This is a genomic window from Pseudomonas sp. Root401, assembly GCF_001425105.1.
GTDB lineage: Bacteria > Pseudomonadota > Gammaproteobacteria > Pseudomonadales > Pseudomonadaceae > Aquipseudomonas > Aquipseudomonas brassicacearum.
Map to the genome: position 1 here is coordinate 130737 of NZ_LMDO01000023.1, position 19240 is coordinate 149976.

The 19240-nt window shown below is 62.7% G+C and carries 12 protein-coding genes; 7 read left to right on the forward strand and 5 right to left on the reverse strand.

Annotated elements, in window-relative coordinates; all coding sequences use genetic code 11:
- Positions 1-124 precede the first annotated feature (124 nt).
- A complete protein-coding gene (locus ASC85_RS17665) occupies positions 125-5227 on the forward strand; it encodes a leucine-rich repeat domain-containing protein (RefSeq protein WP_057450691.1) in 5103 nt (1700 codons plus the stop codon).
- 141 nt (positions 5228-5368) lie between these two features.
- Here ASC85_RS17665 and ASC85_RS17670 read toward each other — a convergent pair whose 3' ends face one another.
- Both ASC85_RS17670 and ASC85_RS17675 read right to left on the reverse strand, forming a co-directional pair.
- Entirely contained in the window at positions 5369-6316 is a 948-nt protein-coding gene (locus tag ASC85_RS17670; RefSeq protein WP_057450692.1) for a class I SAM-dependent methyltransferase, read from the reverse strand.
- A 71-nt stretch (positions 6317-6387) separates the two neighbouring features.
- A complete protein-coding gene (locus ASC85_RS17675) occupies positions 6388-7071 on the reverse strand; it encodes a murein L,D-transpeptidase catalytic domain family protein (RefSeq protein ID WP_057450693.1) in 684 nt (227 codons plus the stop codon).
- Between the two features lie 162 nt (positions 7072-7233).
- Here ASC85_RS17675 and ASC85_RS17680 point away from each other — a divergent pair, with 162 nt between their 5' ends.
- Entirely contained in the window at positions 7234-8796 is a 1563-nt protein-coding gene (locus ASC85_RS17680) for a L,D-transpeptidase family protein (RefSeq protein WP_057450694.1), read from the forward strand.
- A 2-nt stretch (positions 8797-8798) separates the two neighbouring features.
- Here ASC85_RS17680 and ASC85_RS17685 read toward each other — a convergent pair whose 3' ends face one another.
- Positions 8799-9425: an NAD(P)H-dependent oxidoreductase gene (locus ASC85_RS17685; RefSeq protein WP_057450695.1), complete on the reverse strand. Its 627-nt coding sequence runs from the start codon at positions 9423-9425 to the stop codon at positions 8799-8801.
- 86 nt (positions 9426-9511) lie between these two features.
- On the opposite strand from ASC85_RS17685, the gene ASC85_RS17690 reads away from it, so the two are divergent.
- The 4 genes from ASC85_RS17690 to ASC85_RS17705 all read left to right on the forward strand — a co-directional run bounded on the left by ASC85_RS17690 (position 9512) and on the right by ASC85_RS17705 (position 14239).
- A complete protein-coding gene (locus ASC85_RS17690) occupies positions 9512-10135 on the forward strand; it encodes a TetR/AcrR family transcriptional regulator (protein WP_057450696.1) in 624 nt (207 codons plus the stop codon).
- A gap of 491 nt (positions 10136-10626) precedes the next feature.
- Positions 10627-13188: a nitrite reductase large subunit NirB gene (nirB, locus tag ASC85_RS17695; RefSeq protein ID WP_057450697.1), complete on the forward strand. Its 2562-nt coding sequence runs from the start codon at positions 10627-10629 to the stop codon at positions 13186-13188.
- Positions 13188-13574 carry a nitrite reductase small subunit NirD gene (gene nirD, locus ASC85_RS17700; RefSeq protein WP_057450698.1) on the forward strand — a complete coding sequence of 129 codons (387 nt, stop codon included), beginning with the start codon at positions 13188-13190 and terminating at the stop codon, positions 13572-13574. The genes nirB and nirD overlap by 1 nt, the downstream gene beginning before the upstream one ends.
- Before the next feature lie 224 nt (positions 13575-13798).
- Entirely contained in the window at positions 13799-14239 is a 441-nt protein-coding gene (locus tag ASC85_RS17705) for a CBS domain-containing protein (RefSeq protein WP_003202071.1), read from the forward strand.
- Positions 14240-14284: 45 nt separating this feature from the next.
- On the opposite strand, the gene ASC85_RS17710 is transcribed toward ASC85_RS17705, so the two are convergent.
- Positions 14285-15322: an AraC family transcriptional regulator gene (locus ASC85_RS17710; RefSeq protein ID WP_057450699.1), complete on the reverse strand. Its 1038-nt coding sequence runs from the start codon at positions 15320-15322 to the stop codon at positions 14285-14287.
- Complete coding sequence (locus ASC85_RS17715; protein ID WP_057450700.1) at positions 15319-16233, reverse strand: GGDEF domain-containing protein; 915 nt, start codon at positions 16231-16233, stop codon at positions 15319-15321. The genes ASC85_RS17710 and ASC85_RS17715 overlap by 4 nt, the downstream gene beginning before the upstream one ends.
- A gap of 457 nt (positions 16234-16690) precedes the next feature.
- On the opposite strand from ASC85_RS17715, the gene ASC85_RS17720 reads away from it, so the two are divergent.
- Positions 16691-19213, forward strand: a complete 2523-nt coding sequence (locus ASC85_RS17720; RefSeq protein ID WP_057450701.1) for a TonB-dependent receptor — start codon at positions 16691-16693, stop codon at positions 19211-19213.
- Positions 19214-19240: the final 27 nt, after the last annotated feature.

Sequence of the window (19240 nt, forward strand, 5' to 3'; positions counted from 1 at the left end):
GCAACCCCTTGCAACGGTTGGGCGGTTTCAAAAAGCGCTTGTTTTCGCGAGCATCGCAGGCACATCAATTCAGTGTGCCTTAGCATCTCCAATGCTCAATCGACCCCAAGGAAGGAGGTCCATCATGTCCACTCAAGATACCCACGTCGATTTTATCCAGGCCCGGTTGCCCACCTGGCTGAAACGCGCGTCACGGGCCGACCAGGAGCGTTTCAAGGTCCTTGCCCAGCAACTGCAGCGCGACAGCGACGCGCTCAATGCACTGCTTGTCGACCTGCCGGCGCCGGAGACCTTCACCCGCAACCTGCTGCAAGCCCAGCCGGAGATACAGGCCTGGCCAGCGGTGAATGGCTCCGGCGGTGCTGCCGATGCCATACGCCGGGCAAGGGTCAGGCGCGGCGCCTTCCGCTATGAGCCCTCGCTGTCGGTGGTGGAAGCGGCCATGCGCAATTACGCGCCCACCGAGGCGGTCACCGGCAGCGAGTTCGACAGCACGGGCCAGCTGTTCATCCAGGGAAAGCCGCAAGAGTTCCGCCCATGGAACGAGCCATCGGATACCGTCTTGTTGCCCACGACCCCGGCCGAATTCGCCCGCCTGTGTCGGCGCATGGATGCCGGCGGCGCCTACCGCAAGGTGCTTGAACGGCGGTTGCCGCGCATCGGCGCCGAGGTGCCTGCTGTCGCCAGCGCCTACATGGCGTACGCACGCAGCCTGCTCACCCATGACGCCTACGAGGCGAAATTGGACGGGCGCCTCGATGAAACCGGTGAGCGTCTGCTGGCCTACGCCGGCATTCAACTCCAAGCCCGGTCCATTGCGCCTCTGGCCTGCGAGGTCAAGTCGCTGGAGTTGCTGTCCGTGCCGCTGTTCGGTGCGCGGGTGTATTGGGGCGTGCAAGGGGACGCCAGAGGTGTGCGCCCGATCGTCCTGCACATGCCCCATGATGCGGTGGCACCACTCAAGCAGTTCACCAGCTTGCAGGCCATGTCCGCGGAGTTGACCGAGCGGGTACGTAGACGCAGCTATCGAGAAAGCCTGATGCGCTACCTGCCGCTGCGTTTGCAGGCCTGGCTGGGGACGGCCCTGCATGATCAAGTGGAGTGGCGGCTGGAGACCCACCCTAATGTGCTACAGGAAATCCATGCCCGTATCACGGGGTGGCGCGAGGGCGAACGGGGCGAGGACGGCAGCCGCATTCGGATACCCCTGCCCAAGGTGGCCTGGGGCTTGAGTGATTTGCGTGAGCCGCCTTGGCCAGCCGGCTATCACGAATGGCGTGGCCATGCCTTGGCCAACGCTGCGGCGCTGATGGTCCCGACTCGGGACCAGGACTGGCAGGCGCTGCTGGCTCGCTTCGCTTACTGGGAAAGCCTTGTCGAGCGCACGCTCATGCTCGCTGCGACCTTCTTCCCGTTCTGCGCGCCCCTCGGCATGACGGCGGCAGCGGTCGGGGGTGTGCGGCTGGTGTATGAAATCTTCGAAGGCATCCAGGCCTTCAACGAAGGTCATGCCCAGGAAGGCATCGAACATATCTTCAACGTGTTGTTCGGCGTTGCTCAAGGTGCCTACCTGGGGTTCGTCGGTGGGACGGTGGAACCCATGTCCGTGGGTGACGGCACCACGCGCCTGTGGAATGGCGATGTCCGGGCTTTTGAAGCGAGGCACTTGCCGCCTGTGGAAGCGGAGCAGGACGCCTGGGGTGTCTGGCGCACGCCAAACGAGGCGTGGGTGCGAATCGAGGACCGTTACTTTGAAGTCCAAGGCACCGGCGATGCCATGGATTTGCGCCTGCCTGCGGGACATAAAGGCGTGCGCCCGCCCCTGGAGTGGAGTCGTGCCCGTGGTTGGCAGTGGGCGCATCGCAACCCCTTGCAACGGGGTCGCCTGGAACTGCTGCGCAACTTCGCCGAGACGCCGGCCGAGCTGGACGACAGGACGGTCCTCGTCCTGCAACGACAGGTCGGCATCAGCGATGCGCATCTGCGCTACTTGCAAGTAGAGGGGCAGCCGATGCCAGCGATACTCGCCAATACCCTGGACGAGGCCAGGTGTTGGCAGCAGGTGCGGCACGCCATTGAACGGTTGCTGCGCAATGAAACGCCGCAAAGCGGGCATTTTCGCATCGTCCAGACCATTGTGGAGTTGCCGGGTTGGCCAAGCGACCTGACGTTGCGCTACCACGACGGCGTGGCCCTTCATCCCATTGGTGACCTGGCCGACACGCGCTCGCTCTATCTACGCAAAGCGGACCTGGAACACGACGCGTGGGCCGAGCGTGTCCTGGCCGGCCTGAGCACGGCTGAACAGACCGCGGTGCTGGGCCAAGGCAGTCTCGGCTTGCCGCCCGTGGAGCGCAGTCGGCTGTTGGCCGGGCACTGGGCCAGGCATCTGCAGCGCAATACACGACGGGTGATCGACGCCATGGTCCGTACCTCCGGGGCTGACCCCCTGGCTGTCCCACTGGTCCGGGCTTTTCCGGGCTTGCCGCAATCCATGGCCAACGAGCTTGCCAGCCAGGCGGTCGGCCAGGACCGCGTGCGCCTGACTGAAGGCCGGGTAGGAGAAGGCTTGGGCAGTCAATGCGCCGAAGCCCTGCGCGAGCTGCGCCTGAGCCGTGCCTTGCGTGCCCTGGAACGCGGTGAAAGCAGCGTCGATCGGGACCGCATCATCATGGGCCTGGTGGGCAGCGCTCCCCAATTGCAAGGCCGGGTGCGCCTGCGCCTGTTTCTGCGTGAGCTTGCGAATCCGCTGGAGGTGGGGGAAACCGGGCCGTTGAAGATCATCCGCCAGGAAGGCGAACAGTACCGCTCCTTTGACGAAGAAGGGCATGAACTCGCCGATGCCCTGGACCTGGAAGCGGCGTTGCTCAGAGCGCTGCCGGACGACGCGCGCCGGGCGCTGGGCTTGAACATCTGGCAGGGCGACACCCTGCGGACCTGGTTGTTCGCACAAGCCCTTGACGATCGGCCAGGCCTGCGCCCCTATTTGCTGATAAAACCCCTGGGCACCCGTGGCGCCCGCCCGCAATGGTTGAACGGGCGCTTGGGTTATCCGTTCAGCGGGCGTGGACGGCTTCCCTTGCAGGTTTGGAGTGCAAGCCTGGAAGCGCGTCTTGAGCGACTCTATCCAAGCTATGCAGGGAGTGAACTGGCGCGGCTTCAAGAGACCCTGGCCAGACAAGCCAGTCGCCAGCGCTTGAGCCTGGAGAACCTGGTCGCCCAACTGGAAAACCAATGGACCGCACTGGATCATGAGCTGCGTCAGTGGGAGGTCCATGAGGGCGCTCATCATCCGGCCGAGAACGGCCTCGACACCGAGACACGGCTCTCGCTGCGCCGGGCCGTAGCCGCGGAAATTCGCCGCGCCTGGCGACGTGCACCGGATCCGGGTCAAGAGGGCAGTGAGCTGGCATTGCGGCTGGTGGGGTACAACATCGGTCGTCTGCCGCCGATCAGCACGAGTTTTGAACATATAGAAGAGTTGTTTCTGGTGAACATGGGCCTGAGCGAGGACCCTTCGACGTTCCTGCGGCTGTTCCCCAACATGGACACGCTGCACCTGCAAGGCAACAACCTCACCGCGGTGCCCATGGCCGCGGGCGAGCTGCCCGGGCTGATAGAGCTGTCACTGAGCAACAATCCGCTCATGATGGACGCGGAGGTCTTTGCGCCCCTGCTCGGTGCCGGTTCTGCGCTCCATTTACGGACGCTGCACCTGTCTGGAATCAGCAGCGGCGGGGAGGCGGGGGCCAGTGCCGCCATGGTCGCCGCTATCGACCGCCTGGGCGGACTGATCTCCCTGCGTGATCTGGTATGGGCTGACAACTTGCATTTCACCCGCCAGGAGTTGCAGGCCATCACCGCGTTACCCGGGTTGCGTACATTGGACCTGGCGCGCTGTGGTCTGCGCCTGGATCAGCAGGGCAGTGCGTTCCTGCGCACGGCTGTCGGCCTGGAGGACCTGCGCCTGAGCGGTAACAACTGCCGGGACCTGCCGGATTTGCCGGAACTTGTGAACCTCCAGGAGCTGGAGCTTTCCAGCACCGGGCTTGATCGAGTGCCGGCTCTGGTTTTGACGGTGTTATCCAGACCTTCATCCGACATGCTCATTCTCGACCTCAGGGAAAACCGTATCGCCAACATCCAGGATGACCTGCTGCCTGCCCTGGTCCAGTGGCCGAGGGAAGATCCCGTTGGGCTGTGGCTGGAGGATAATCCGTTGCCAAGCGCGCAAATCCAGGCCCTTCGCGCCATGGTGCCCGAGGCTTTTCGCTACACCATCGACGATTGGCTGTATATCTCCCCCAGCCTTCAGCGGGCCTTGGAAGTTGCCCGCGACAACGCCGGAAACCGACGGTTCATCGATTGGTTCTCCGGCGCTATGCGGGAAGCCGATGCCCGTTCGTCTCTCGGGCTGGCCTTTGGCGATCGCCAGAGGGCGGCGGCTATTTTGCAGCACTATATCGGCTACCAGAACGCTCATGCGCCCTTGCCGGACTTGGTCGCGGATTTCGATCAGCAACTGGGGCAACTGCGCGTGCGCCTGCAAGCGCGCAGTCTGGACCGGCAACAGCCAGACCTTGCTGAGCTGGAACTGCATTTCACGATGTTCGAAGCACTCCAGCGTGCTCGCCTCGAGCGACAGGGCGTACCTTTTGAAGGCTTCCTTATCGAGCACTACGCCTTTTGGAACCACATGCTGGCGGAGCGTTATCCGAACATCGAGCAGCGCCAGGCGCATATGACGCGGGCGGCGTTCATCGACTGGCTCTGCGACGCGCAGGACACTTTCAACAACAATGATCAATCCCCCCGTACCGGAGAAATGACCTGGCGCCCCTACTTGGGGTTGATGTCTCGCGACTGGTCCGAAGGGTTGGCGGTCTGGGAAACGGTCGATGACGATTTGGTGGATGCGTTCAGTGAACCGGTGAATCCATCCCGTTGGCCCCGGGTGTTGCTGGATAACCTGGCGCGGCCGGATGCCGACCTGCCCAGCCCACTGGAGTCCTTCACGCAGGGCGACCACACCGTCTGGCGCCGCGCAGGGCTCGAGGCTGTCGCGGATGTGGATTGGGCCGCGGGCCAGCCGGTGACGCTCACCGAAGATCAGTTGCGACGCACCATGGCGATCTATCGCTCGCTCAAGAGCCGGGAGGTCGAGGCGCTGGTGCGTCGGATAACGACTGAGCTGGTCAGCGCCTGGTGGACGTCGGGAACGGTGTAGGAGCTGCCGGAGGCTGCGATTTTTTGATCTTTCGCTTGGGACTCAAGTGTTTGGGGAAAGATCGCAGCCTCGTTTCACTCGACAGCTCCTACACAGCTCCTACACAGCTCCTACACAGCTCCATAGCTGCTGCGGGCCAGGTCAGTGGCCAGGCGTCGTCTTGAAGACCAGGGCCTTGAGGCCACACTCCAGATCGATGTCGGGAAATTCCGGCGGATTTCCCAGGCGTTGCTCTAAGACCAGCCCCGGTGCTTGCTGGGTAACGCCGTCGATGAGGAAGTCCGCGCCGGTGGCCGGGTCGTTGCTGCAGGCCAGGACTGTACCGTGGGCCGTCAGCAGTTCCGGCAGGCGGCGCAATACCCGCTGATAGTCCTTGGTCAGCAGGAAGCTGCCTTTCTGGAAGGTCGGCGGATCGATGATCACCAGGTCGTACGGGCCACTGTTGATCACCTTGCCCCAGGACTTGAACAAGTCGTGGCCGAGGAAACTCACCTGGCTGAGGTCGTGGCCATTGAGTCGATGGTTGTCGCGGCCTCGGCTCAGGGCCGCACGGGACATGTCCAGATTGACCACATGCCGGGCGCCGCCGGCGATGGCCGCCACCGAGAAGCCACAAGTGTAGGCGAACAGGTTCAGTACCCGTTTGCCCTCGGCGTTGGCCCGGACCCAGTCGCGGCCATAGCGCATGTCGAGGAACAGGCCGTTGTTCTGCTTCTTGCCCAGGTCGATCCGGTAACGCAGGCCACCTTCGGTCAGGGTCCATTCGTCAATGGGCTCGCCCACCAGCCATTGGGTCAGGCTTTGCGGCAGGTAGCGGTGCTGTACCGCCAGCGTATGGGCCTTGCTGTGTTGCCAGGCCGGCGACGCAGTGAGCGCCAGCAATGTCGCGATCAAATCGTCCAGGTGCGTGGGTTCCGGCTCCTTGAACAGCGAGACCAGCACCACCCCTTGCAACCAGTCGACAGTGATTTGCTCCAGGCCCGGCCAGCAGCGCCCGCGGCCATGGAACAGGCGCCGGGTTTCTTCTGGCACCGACTCCAGGGCTGTCAGCAAATGGGCGTGAAGGGTTTGAAGGGCTACGCAATTCATTCAGGCAACGCCAGGGATTCGAAAGGCCGGCATTTTAACCGCAGGCTACCCCGGCGCAATCCCTTGCCACCTTAACTGCCACTGCTGCCAAGAATGCTGGCAACCTGTTGCGGCTGGCAGTTGAGGTACGCCGAACGCTTGAGCCAACTGGGGTCCGGGTACCAGGAAAACATGAATTGACCGCCCTTGAGCTTGTCGATCACCTGGCGCGCCACCTGGGGGCGTACGGCAGGGCAGCCCTGGCTGCGCCCGATGCGTCCCTGGCGCACGCTCCACAACGGGTTCACGTAGTCGGCGGCATGGATCACGATTGCCCGATCGCGGGCCAGGTCATTGAAACCGGGCTCCAGGCCGTCCATGCGCAGCGAATAGCCGTGGGTGCCCTGGTAGCTTTCCTGGGTGCGAAACAGGCCCAGGCTGGATTGGTAGCTGCCCAGGCGATTGGAAAATTGTGTCGCGAAGTTTTCCCCGGATTTTTGCCCGTGGGCCACCAGGTCGCGCAATACCAGCTTCTGCTGACGCAGGTCGAAGATCCACAGGCGACGGGCGGTGGAGGGTTGCGAGTAGTCGATGACCGCCAGGTGGCGGGCTTGGCTGGCGCCATTGGCGACTGCGCATTGCATGGCGCTCAAGGCACTTTTGAGCGCCAGGGGATTGAGTTCCGGCGCTGCGTGGGCGAGGCTGTTGTAGAGCGTTTGCGAATTCGTCTTCTTTTCGGCCAGTGCCGGGCTGCAAATGACGCCCAGGCCCAGCATGACCAGACAGAGTCGGCGCAAGATGCCCTGTACAGGCGAAGCGTATCCAGCGTGGTGTTCGTTCGCGGCATCCCGTCCGATTTTGTTTGTTTGCATGATGGCGGGTCGTACCTGTCGCAAAATTCACCGTCAACGAGACGGCCATGGATTGGAGTAAAGCAGTTGTTCAAAAAGTCCGCATGTTACCTGAGCCTTTTATTGCTCACTGCGCCATTGGTCGCGACAGCCGAAGACAGCGATCCGGCGCTCGTGCAGACGACACTGGCGCAATTGGCGGTCGCGTGTCCAACAGTAGCGGCAAGCGTCGACTTTCAGGCGTTGCTCGACTTGCAGGCGTTCTATCAGCAAAACGCAGGCCAGCAAGCCTGGGCGGACGACGAACGACGGATGGCGTTGCAGGTCCAGTTGCAACAACTGGCTGACGACGGCCTGGATCCAACGCGCTATAGCTTGCCTGCCCAGGGGGCAGACCAGGGCGCTCACTGTGTCGACATCGCCATCAGCCAGCGCTACCTGCAAGCCTTGCATGACCTGCGTTTCGGCTATTTGTCCCAAGACCGGCTGGAACCGGTATGGAAGGCCAACCCGCCGCCACAGGATCACCAGGCCGTGGTGCTGGCCATCGCCGGGCTGGGCCTGCAGAACGTCGCCAGTGCCTTTGAACAGGCCCGCCCGAACCTGGACCTTTATCGCAACCTGCGCGGCCTTTATGCCCGGCTGCGGCAACAGCCTTTATCCGACTGGCAACCCGTACCGGGCGGGCCGCTGTTGCAACCGGACAAGCAGGACGCCCGCGTCCCCGCCCTGGCCCAGCGACTGTTCAACGAAGGTTACTTGAGTACACCACCTTTGGTGACCGACGAGCACTACAGTCCCACGCTGGTGGAGGCGATGAAGAGCTTCCAGCTCCAGCATTCGCTGCAGGCCGATGGGGTGGTGGGGCCGTGGACCGTGACCGAGCTGAACATCAGCCCGGCCATGCGTCGCGAGCAGTTGCGCATCAATCTGGAACGCATGCGCTGGCTGGCCCAGGACGTGGAGAACGACAGCGTCCTGGTCAACGTGGCGGCGGCCCAGTTGACGGTTTATCGAGGCGGCGAGCCAATCTGGCAAACCCGCACCCAGGTGGGCCGTGCGCAACGGCAGACACCGTTGCTCAAGTCCCACGTCACCCGGCTGACGCTCAACCCGAGCTGGACCATCCCCCCCACCATCATGCGCGAAGACAAACTGCCTGAGATCCGCCGTGATCCGGAGTTTCTCAGTCGCAACAACCTGCGGATCCTCGACAGTGAAGGCCTGCCGTTGCTGGCAGAGGATATCGACTGGGAGCACCCGGGCAACCTCATGCTGCGCCAGGACCCTGGTCCGAAGAACCCGTTGGGCAAAATGGCGATCCGCTTTCCCAATCCGTTCTCGGTGTACCTGCATGACACCCCGAGCCAGGCGCTGTTCAGCAAAGGTCCGCGAGCCTTCAGTTCAGGCTGCGTGCGAATCGAGCAAGTGATGCACTTGCGCGACCTGCTGGTAAGCCCGGCCGAACGCGCGCGTACCGATACGCTGCTGGCCACCGAGACGACCCATGAATTCCGGTTGGCCCGGCCCGTGCCGATCCTGCTGGGGTACTGGACAGCACAAGCGGACAGCCAGGGCCAGCCGTTGTACATCCCGGATATCTATGCTCGTGACGCGACACTGTCTGCTGCCCAGGGTCGAGCACTCTGAGGTCAAGCGCAGGCGGTGGCGGCGTGTGTGGTCTCGTCGAGCGTCGTGAACAGCCGCTGGCCGATAACGCTAGCGGCCTGCAAATGCTGGTGCGGATCGACGGTTTCCGATTCGAGCAAACGTTGGGAGCTCACCACGCGGGCGCCGCAGTAATCGAAAATGCCATGGTCGATCTGCGTGGTCATCGCCTCGCCGTAGCCGTGGCGCTGGAAGCTATCGGCATCGGCGCCACCGACCGCCACCAGGTGCACCCGCAAGTGCTGCAGTTGTTGGACAAACGGCTTGTCGAGGCTGAAATCGAATGCCCAGCCGTTGGAAAACACCCGGTCGATCCAGCCCTTGAGCAGCGCCGGCATGGACCACCAGTAAATCGGATAGACCAGCACCAACGTATCGGCACGATCGATCCTGGCTTGTTCGGCCAGCACATCCGCGGGCGGCGACGCTTCGCGGTGGTGAACGGCATGGTCGGCGAAGCTGAAGCGCGGATCGAAACCTTCGGCGGCCAGGTCGGCGATCTCGAACGTATCGGCGGGGTTGGCGCGGGTGATGCCCTCGGCGATTTTTTCGGCCAGGCTGTGGGTGAGGGAACGAGGGTCGTGGTGAGCCACAACGATCAATGCATGCATGGCGAAACTCCTTCTGGTCACACAGTCAGGAAGACAGGTATGCTGGGTTAAGTTACGGTTAGTAAGTTACGGTTGGTAAAGTTAGCATGTCAAGCACTGACGAAAATCCGCAGTCTTCACCTCGTCGTCGTTTATCCCGGCATGACCGGCAGCGACAATTGCTGGATGTCGCCTGGCGACTGGTGCGCGAGGAGGGCAGCGACGCCCTGACGCTGGCGCGGCTGGCAGATCAGGCGGGGGTGACCAAGCCCATCGTCTACGACCACTTCATCACCCGGTCCGGGTTGCTGGCGGCGTTGTACCAGGATTTCGACGCCCGTCAGACCACGCTGATGGACGCGGCCCTGGACGCCAGCGACGCGACCCTGCAAAGCCGGGCGGCGGTGATTGCTTCTTCCTACGTCGAGTGCGTGCTGTTGCAAGGCCGGGAGATTCCCGGGGTGATCGCGGCATTGACCAGCTCGCCGGAGCTGGAACGCATCAAGCGCGAATACGAGGGAATTTTCCTCGACAAGTGCCGCGCCGTGCTGGAACCGTTCGCCGGCACGAAAGGCATCACCCAGGCCGGTTTGCGGGCGATGCTGGGGGCTGCGGAGGCACTGTCCAATGCCGCTGCCACCGGGGAAATCAGCGCTGGCGAGGCGAAGGAAGAGCTGCTGGCCAGTATCGTTGCGATGGTGAACAGGACCGTCGACATTCCTTCAAACTAAACCACCGCTATCGCGAGCACATTCAGCCTCTTTGCCAACTGACCGACGGATATCGAGAGCAACCCTCTTGAGGGCAAGCTGCACTTTTATGAAGCCGCAGGCGCGGTGATCGCACCATCGCAAGGCAGTTGGCGGTGCTTGCGCAGCGGAGGCGGGCGCCGGTTGGCTTGCGGTGACTGAGCTGGCGTCTTCGCGGGCAGGCCCGCTCCCACAGGGGATTAGCGGTGAATGCGCGACGGTGAATAGGGGCTGGACGAGGCTTGGCACGCTCGCTGCAAGAGGCTAACCAGGCCCACCGCGAACACAGTCGAGTGGGCAGCCCCGTCGGTCAACGAAGATCGAGTGCCAGCAGGTCGGGGGACAACGGTAGGTCAAGGCGCAGTCGCCGGGCCGATACCGCACAGAACAGGCAAAGACGCCTGGAACCGCAAGGTTTCAGGCGTCTTTTTTTTGCTTTCAAAATCGTGATGGGCTTTTGTCGGGTGCTTTTTATGAATTCCAACGTTGCTTCTCTGAACAAGCTGCAAACGCTGATCGTGATCGGCAATGGCATGGTCGGCCATCACTGCGTCGAGCAACTGATCGAGCGCGGTGCCCTCAATCATTACCGTGTGCATGTGTTCAGCGAAGAGCCGATGCGTGCCTACGACCGTGTGCACCTGTCCGAGTACTTCTCGGGCCGCGATGCCGAGTCCCTGGCCCTTGGCGAAGCGTCGTTGTACCAGACCCCCGGCGTGACGTTGCACCTGGGTGTGCCGGTGCTGGAAATCGACCGTGACGCGCATCAGGTGGTGACCGCCGATGATCGCCTTCACTACGACAAACTGGTGCTCGCCACCGGTTCCTACCCGTTCGTGCCACCGATTGAAGGTGCCGAAGGCGATTCGTGCCTGGTCTATCGCACCCTGGAGGACTTGGACGCGATCCGCGCCGCCGCCAGCAATGCCCGCCGTGGCGTGGTGGTCGGTGGCGGCCTGCTGGGCCTGGAAGCGGCCAACGCCCTCAAGACCCTGGGCCTGGAGGCCCACGTGGTGGAATTCGCCCCCCGGCTGATGCCGGTGCAATTGGACCCCCAGGGCGGCTTGGCCCTCAAGGCCCGTATCGAGAAGCTGGGCGTCGGCGTGCACCTGTCCAAGGGCACCCAGTCCATCAGCGCCGGTGAGCAGTACCGTTATCGGATGAACTTCGGCGACGACGATTTCCTGGAAACCGACCTCATCGTGTTTTCCGCCGGCATCCGTGCCCAGGATGCCCTGGCTCGCCAAAGCGACCTGCAGATCGGCCCGCGCGGTGGTGTGGTGATCGACGATCATTGCCAGAGCAGCGACCCGGACATCTACGCCATCGGCGAATGCGCGGCCTGGAACGGCAGCATTTTCGGCCTGGTCGCCCCGGGCTACCAAATGGCCCGCAATGTCGCGGCCCGGCTGTGCGGCGAAAGCGCGGAAGCCTTCACCGGCGCCGACATGTCGACCAAGCTCAAGTTGCTGGGTGTGGACGTTGGCTCCATCGGCGATGCCCATGGCAACACCCCGGGGTCGCGCAGCTTCCAATTCATCGACGAAACCAGCGCCAGCTACCGGCGACTGGTGGTGGCCGCCGACGGCAAGCGCGTGATCGGCGCGGTGCTGGTGGGCGATAACAGCTACTACGACACCTTGCTGCAATACATGCAGAACGGCATCGCTTTGCCCAAGGACGCTGCCAGCCTGATCCTGCCGTCGTCCGAGGGCGCTCCGACCCTGGGCCCGGCGGCGTTGCCCGAAACCGCCACCATCTGCTCGTGCCACAACGTCACCAAGGGCTCGATCTGCTCGGCCATCGACGGTGGCTGCACTGATCTGGGCCAGCTCAAATGCGACACCAAGGCCGGTACCGGTTGTGGTGGTTGCGCGGCCTTGGTCAAGCAAGTCTTTGAACATGAATTGACTGCCCGCGGCGTCAGCGTCGACAAGAGCTTGTGCGAACATTTCGCCTACACCCGCCAGGAGTTGTATGCGCTGGTGCGGGTGGAAGGCATCATCAGTTTCGACGAACTGCTGGCCAAGCACGGCCGCGGCCACACCGGTTGCGATCTGTGCAAGCCGGCGGTGGGCTCGATCCTGGCGTCGTGCTGGAACCAGCCGATCATGGATCCGTCCCTGGTGCCGTTGCAGGACACCAACGACACCTTCATGGCGAACATGCAGAAAAACGGCACTTACTCGGTGGTACCGCGTATCGCCGGTGGGGAAATCACCGCCGACAAGCTGATCGCCATCGGCGTGGTCGCCAAGAAATACGACCTCTACACCAAGATCACTGGCGGCCAGCGCATCGACCTGTTCGGCGCCCAGTTGCACCAGTTGCCGGACATCTGGGCCGAGCTGATCGAAGCCGGTTTTGAAACCGGGCATGCCTACGGCAAATCCACGCGCACGGTGAAATCCTGCGTGGGCAGCACCTGGTGCCGCTACGGCGTGCAGGACAGCGTGCAGATGGCCCTGACCATCGAAGATCGCTACAAAGGCCTGCGCTCGCCGCACAAGCTCAAGTTCGCGGTGTCCGGTTGCACCCGCGAGTGCGCCGAGGCCCAGAGCAAGGACGTCGGCGTGATCGCCACCGAGAAGGGCTGGAACCTCTACGTGGCCGGCAACGGCGGCATGCGCCCGCGTCACGCCGAGCTGTTCGCAACCGACCTGGATGACGCCACGCTGATCCGCTACATCGACCGCTTCCTGATGTTCTACATCCGTACCGCCGACAAGCTGCAACGGACCTCGGTCTGGCGCGAAAGCCTGGAAGGCGGCCTGGACTACCTCAAGGACGTGATCATCCACGACAGCCTGGGCCTGGGCGCCGAGCTCGAAGCGCAGATGCAACTGGTGGTCGACCGCTACGAATGCGAATGGGCCAATGCCTTGAAGGACCCGGAGAAGCTCAAGCGTTTCCGCACCTTCGTCAACGACAAGCGCGGCGATCCGGACGTTCATTTCGTCCGCGAACGCGGCCAGCGCCGGCCGGTTCACGCCCATGAACTCCACCTGATTCCCGTTACCGAGGAGGTGCTCTGATGAGCCAGTCAAACGTCGTTCGTATTCCCGCCTGCGAAGTCGCCCAGGAACCCTTGCAATGGCGTGCCCTGTGCAGCCGCGAGGACCTGGTGCCCAACTCTGGCGTGGTCGCCTGGCACGACGGCAGCCAAGTGGCGTTGCTGTACCTGCCCGAGCATCAGGACAAGCCGCTGTACGCCATCGACAACCGCGACCCCAAGTCGGGTGCGAACGTCATCGGCCGCGGTCTGTTGGGCAGCATCAAGGGTGACCTGGTGATTGCCTCGCCGATGTACAAGCAGCATTTTCGCCTGGAAGACGGCCACTGCCTGGAGTACCCGGAACAAAGCCTGCGGGTATGGCCGGTGCGGCTCAATGGCGATGTGGTGGAGATTGGCGAAGACTGACCAGCGCAATGGCTGTGTTTGTGCGGCGTTATGGCGAGAGAGCCTGCTCCAGCTGGACTCTGTAGGAGCTGGCGGAGCCTGCGATCTTTTGATCTTTTGATCTTTTGATCTTTCACTTGAGATTCAAGTGTTCGGGGAAAGATCGCAGCCTCGTTGCACTCGACAGCTCCTACGCTCCTACACAGCGCGTACACAGCTCCTACTATTGAAATTGGGGATGAACAATGAAAACCGCCGCCCAACTGGTAAGACTCAAGAGTGTGCAGAACCAGCAGGTCCACAGCATCGCACCGGAGCAGACGGTGCTCGAGGCGCTGCAGATCATGGCCGAAAAAAATGTCGGCGCGCTGCCGGTGATCGAGGACGGCCAGGTGGTGGGTGTGTTCAGCGAGCGGGACTACGCGCGCAAGATGGTGCTCAAGGGGCGCTCATCGGTGGGGACGACGGTGCGCACCATCATGAGCGCGCCAGTGGTCACCGCCGACAGCCAGCAGAGCATCGACCGCTGCATGGAAGTCATGACCGACAGCCACTTGCGGCACCTGCCAGTGCTGGATAACGGGCAGTTGATCGGCCTGCTGTCCATTGGTGACCTGGTGAAAGAGGCGATTGTCGAGCAGGCGGATTTGATCCGGCAGTTGGAGCATTACATTCGCGGGCACTGAGCCCACAGGGAATTTATCTGTGGGAGCAAGCCTTGCTCCCACAGTTCAGCCCAACATCAGCAATTGCCGGATCAGATTCGGCGTACTGCCGGTCCAGCGCTTGAACGAGCGCCGAAAGTTCGCCGTATCGTTGAAGCGCAGGTACTGCGCCACTTCCTCGTTGCTGAAGCCCTTGACCTGATACAAATACAACGCCACATGGGTGTGCACCCGGTCCACCTGTTGCTGGAACCCGGTGTGGTGCTTGTGCAACTTGCGCTTGAGGGTTGCCGGGCTCATGGCGAAGGCCTGGGCGGTCTGTTCCAGGCTGGGCGTCTGCTGCACATGAGTGTGCAGGTAGTCATAGATACAATCCAGGAAGCTTGAAGCGAAACCCAGTTGATCGAGCTGTTCCCGGGCTTCGATCCGCGCCACCTGGCCGGCGGTGGCGGAAACGTTGGGCCAGGGCTTGGCGAGGCAGTGGCGGGGCAGGCGCATCAGGTCCAGGGGGCGGTCGAACTGGGTGTGCTCACCCAGATGCACCCAATATTGCTCGACGTAGCGCGGTTCGCTGTGGCGAAAGCTGCACTGCCAGGGCAGGCGTTCGCCGCTGAGCCAGGCGCTCATCGCCACCATCGAGGTCATGCTCGCCTCCAGTACGAAGCGCCATTGTTCATCGGCGCCGCAGCTGTCCAGCCAATGGACATAGGCATAGTGCTCGTCCAGCAGCAGCCTCGGGGCGGCCAACGGGCTGAGAAGCGCCTGTTGGTCGATCAGGGTCTGCAGGGCCTGATGCAGATTCTGCGCGTGGCGCAAGGCGTGGCTCGCAGGCCCGTAGTGGCCCGGCAACAGCCGCTGGCCAAACAGGAAACTACTGTCGCTGGCATCCAGCAGGCGCCGGCTATTGTCGATCAGGCCGAGGAACTGCTGCGGGCTGATACGGCTCTGCCCGGCGAGGATATCGTCGTGAAACAAGCCGGTGCCGCGCAACAGGCGATGGCTGTCGATGTCCCGCGACAGCGCCAGGTCGATCAGTGCGGCAGGTTGATAGTGCCCCGGAATGAAGCGGCTGTCGGTTTCGTACCAGCATGTCTTGAGGGTCATGCGCTTTTCGCCAACGTGGTCCGGGACTGAGCCAGCGCCAGGTTCAGGCGTTTGAGCAAGGCCTCGGGGGACTCGTCGAACGCCATCACCACCGCCGTACTGGCGACCAATTGCAACCGTTCGCTGTGTAGCCTGGTCTTGTGGGCCAGACTGCGCACTGCAATTTCCAGTTCCAGGGCCAGGCGTCGGGCCTGGCTCTCGCCGGTGTCGGGCAGCAGCACCACGAAGCGATCGCCGGCCAGCCGGCAGAGCAGATCCTGGCGCCGCAGGTTCAATACCAGCAACTGGCTGACGGCCTGGAGCACCGCATCGCCTTCGCCGTGGCCGAAGCGCTGGTTGATGGCGGTGAAGTTGTCCAGGTCCAGGGCCAGCAGCGACAAGGGTTGCTGGCGGCGTCGACTGTCTTCCAGGCTGGCGGACAGTTCGTGCTTGAGAAAATCGGCGCCGCCCAACGGCGTGAGTTTGTCGAACAGACGATGCTCACGGAACAGCCGCTCGCGCTTCTCCATCTGCCCGTTGATTGCCAGTTGCTCCCGGTGCCAGTGATAGATACCGAGGGTCAGCAGTATCATGCCCACCGGCATCGGCCCGGATTCGAGCCAGTGGTCCCAGGTGATGCTGTCGGGCAGGCGGATGAATTCATCGAGGCTGTCGATCCACCAGGAAAAGAAGATGCAGCCCAGGCCCAGGATCAGGTAGTTGGTGACCCGTCCGGCCGGGCGGCTTTTCAGCACCAGCCCCAGCCAGACCAGCGCCAGCAGCGCCGAGCCACCTTCGCCGAGGATGTCCAGCCAGACCCATTCGGCGACGGGTTTGAGTTCGCCGCTGGCCAAGTGCAGGATCAACCCGAGGTTGGCCGCCAGCAGGAGCAGGGCGAGTTTGAGGCGGTGCGGGCGCAGCACGGAGAACATGGCCGGAATCCTTTGCCAGAAGCGGAATGCGACCCAGCACAGCAGATGGATGTGACAGTGCGGTGACGGCGGGTGACGGCGTGGGGAGGTCGAATCAGCTCATCCATTGTCTGAACTTTTCATTCGTGCCATCGCCACCTATCTCATTGTGGCGAGGGGATTTTGTGGGAGCAAAGCTTGCTTGCGATGAAGACGACGCGGGTTTTCAGGGAATCGAGGCGCCTGCATCGCGAGCAAGCTTTGCTCCCACAGAGGTGATTCCCTCGCCCTTCAGATTCCCTGAGCCTGTAAAACAGGTCATTTCAGCTCATTCCGGCTCGCCAGCCCCCCTGAATCAGCCGATTGCAGCCCCTCCGGCGAACCCCTGTCACAGAACCGTCATTCCCCACCCCTAGCGTGCCCTCCCAGTTGCCGGGCCATTGCCTGGCGGATTTCCGGATTCCTGGGGAGGACCACCATGTATCACCGCACAAGCACTGCCGGGCTCGTCGGTTTCACGTTCACCGCATTGGCGATGGCTATTGCCAGTGAGCGACTGAGCGCCGCCGAGCAGGCGGCCACTGAACACGTTGAAGTGGTCGGCCAGGCGGCCAGTATCGATCAGGCCCTCAAGGAACAGCGCAGCGCCGACAGCATCAAGAGCGTGGTGCATGCCGACGGTGTGGCGCAGTTGCCGGATGAAAACGTCGCCGAAGCCGTGCAGCGCCTGCCCGGTGTCAGCGTCGAGCGCGACCAGGGCGAAGGCCGGTTTGTCAGCGTGCGCGGCCTGGGACCGGACCTCAACAGCGTGACCATCAACGGCACGCTGGTACCGGCCCCGGAGAGCGAACGCCGGGCCGTTGCCCTGGATGTGCTGCCCTCGGAGCTGGTGCAATCGTTGTCGGTGATCAAGACCCTGACGCCGGACATGGACGCCAATTCCCTGGGCGGTACGGTGGACGTCAAGAGCCTCTCGGCCTTCGACCACAAGGGCCTGTTCTACACCGGCAGCAGCGAAGCCAGCTATGACAAGAACACCAGCCAGACCAGCCCGAAATTCTCCGGCGCCATCAGCGACCGTTTCAGCCTCGGCGACGGGATCGATAATTTCGGCGTGGCCGCGGCGCTGAGCTGGCAGAAGCGTGACTTCGGTTCGGACAATGTCGAAACCGGCGGCGCCTGGGATTTCGAGCAAGGCTCGCGCCTCGAAGAGTTCGAACAGCGCGACTACGACATCCGTCGCGAGCGTGCCGGTGGCGGGTTGAACTTCGACTACAAGCCCGATGACTTCAGCAGCTATTACCTGCGCACGCTGTACAGCCGCTACAAGGACAGCGAAACCCGCAACGCCGCCAGCATTGCTTTCGAAGACCCGCAAGCCGCTGGTGAGCTGGGGGATGCCGAGGGCAAGCGCAAACTCAAGCAACGTGAAGAAACCCAGGAAATCCAATCCTACGTACTCGGTGGCGAACGCCTGTTCGGGCTCTGGACCCTGAGTGGCCAGGGCGGTTATAGCCAATCCAGCGAAGACAGCCCCGGCCACATCGCCGGCGCCACTTTCGAAGGCATCGACGGTTTCAACGGCGGCTTCTACGACAGCGACAAACCGCGGCCGATCATCGGCTCGGGGTTCTACGATCCGGCCAACTTCAGCCTCGACAAGGTGGATTGGGAGGAGCAGAAGACCACCGACACCGAGAAAAACCTGCGCCTGGACCTGGCCCGGGACTATGACCTGAGTGGCTACGCGTCCCAGGTCAAGTTCGGTGGCAAAGTCAGTCGACGTGACAAGGACAACGACCTCAATGCCTGGGTCTACGAGGATTTCGACGACCTGGGCTTTACCGACGAGCAGTTGAACCTTGGGCAGTTCCGGAAAGGCAACGTGGACTACCGCCTCGGCCGCTTCGGCCCGGGCATCAGCGCCGATGCGATCAAGCAGTTGCTCGGCGGTCTGAATCGCGACGAGTTTTTTGACGAGCAGGAGTCGCGCGTCAACGACTTCAAGATGAGCGAGGACATCAACGCCGGATACCTGATGAACACCGTCGATATCGATGACTGGCGCTTCATCGCCGGCATGCGCTACGAAGGCACCGAGTTCGAAGCCAAGGGCACCGGCGCCACCGACGGCGTCTTCACCGACACCGAGACCCGCCGCAAGTATCACCACTGGTTGCCGGGCCTGCACGCGCGCTATCAACTGGACAAGAACACCCAGGTGCGTGCGGCCTGGACCAAATCGGTGGTGCGTCCGACCTTCGGGCAATTGGCGCCGGGTTTTGTCATCGACGATGACGAGGCCACGTTCGGCAACCCGGAGCTCAAGCCGCTGGAATCGAGCAACCTGGACCTGGGCATCGAGCACTTCATGGGGCACGCCGGCACGGTCTCGGCCTTCGTGTTCTACAAGGACATCAAGAATTTCGTCTACAACACCGACCTGGCCGGCACGGGCGCCTGGACCGATTTTTCAGAAGCCCACAGCTACGCCAACGGCGACAGCGCCAAGCTGTATGGCCTGGAATTGGCCTACTCGCAAAAATTCGACTGGCTGCCGGCCCCTTGGAACGGCCTGCTGCTCGGCGCCAACACCACCTTCAGCCGTTCGGATGCCGAGATCGAAGGCTTCGATCAGGCCAGTGGTACCCAGCGCAAGCGCAGCATCGACTTGCCGAACCAGTCGGACACGGTCGGCAACCTGATGTTGGGTTGGGAAAACGACAAGCTGAGCCTGCGGCTGTCGGCCAACTACAAGTCAGCGTACCTGTTCGAGCTGGCGTCCATCAGCGACCGCGACCATGACCTGTACGTCGATGCCCAGACCTTCGTCGACTTCAGCGCGCGCTATTCGCTGACCAAAAACCTGCAAGTGAGCCTGGAAGCCCAGAACCTCACCGACGAGCCGTATTTCGTCTACACCGGCCACCGCTCCTACAACGGCCAGTACGAGGAGTACGGCCCGACCTACAAGCTGGGGCTGACCTTTACCCATTTCTGAATCGCGAGCCTGATCACTTGTGGCAAG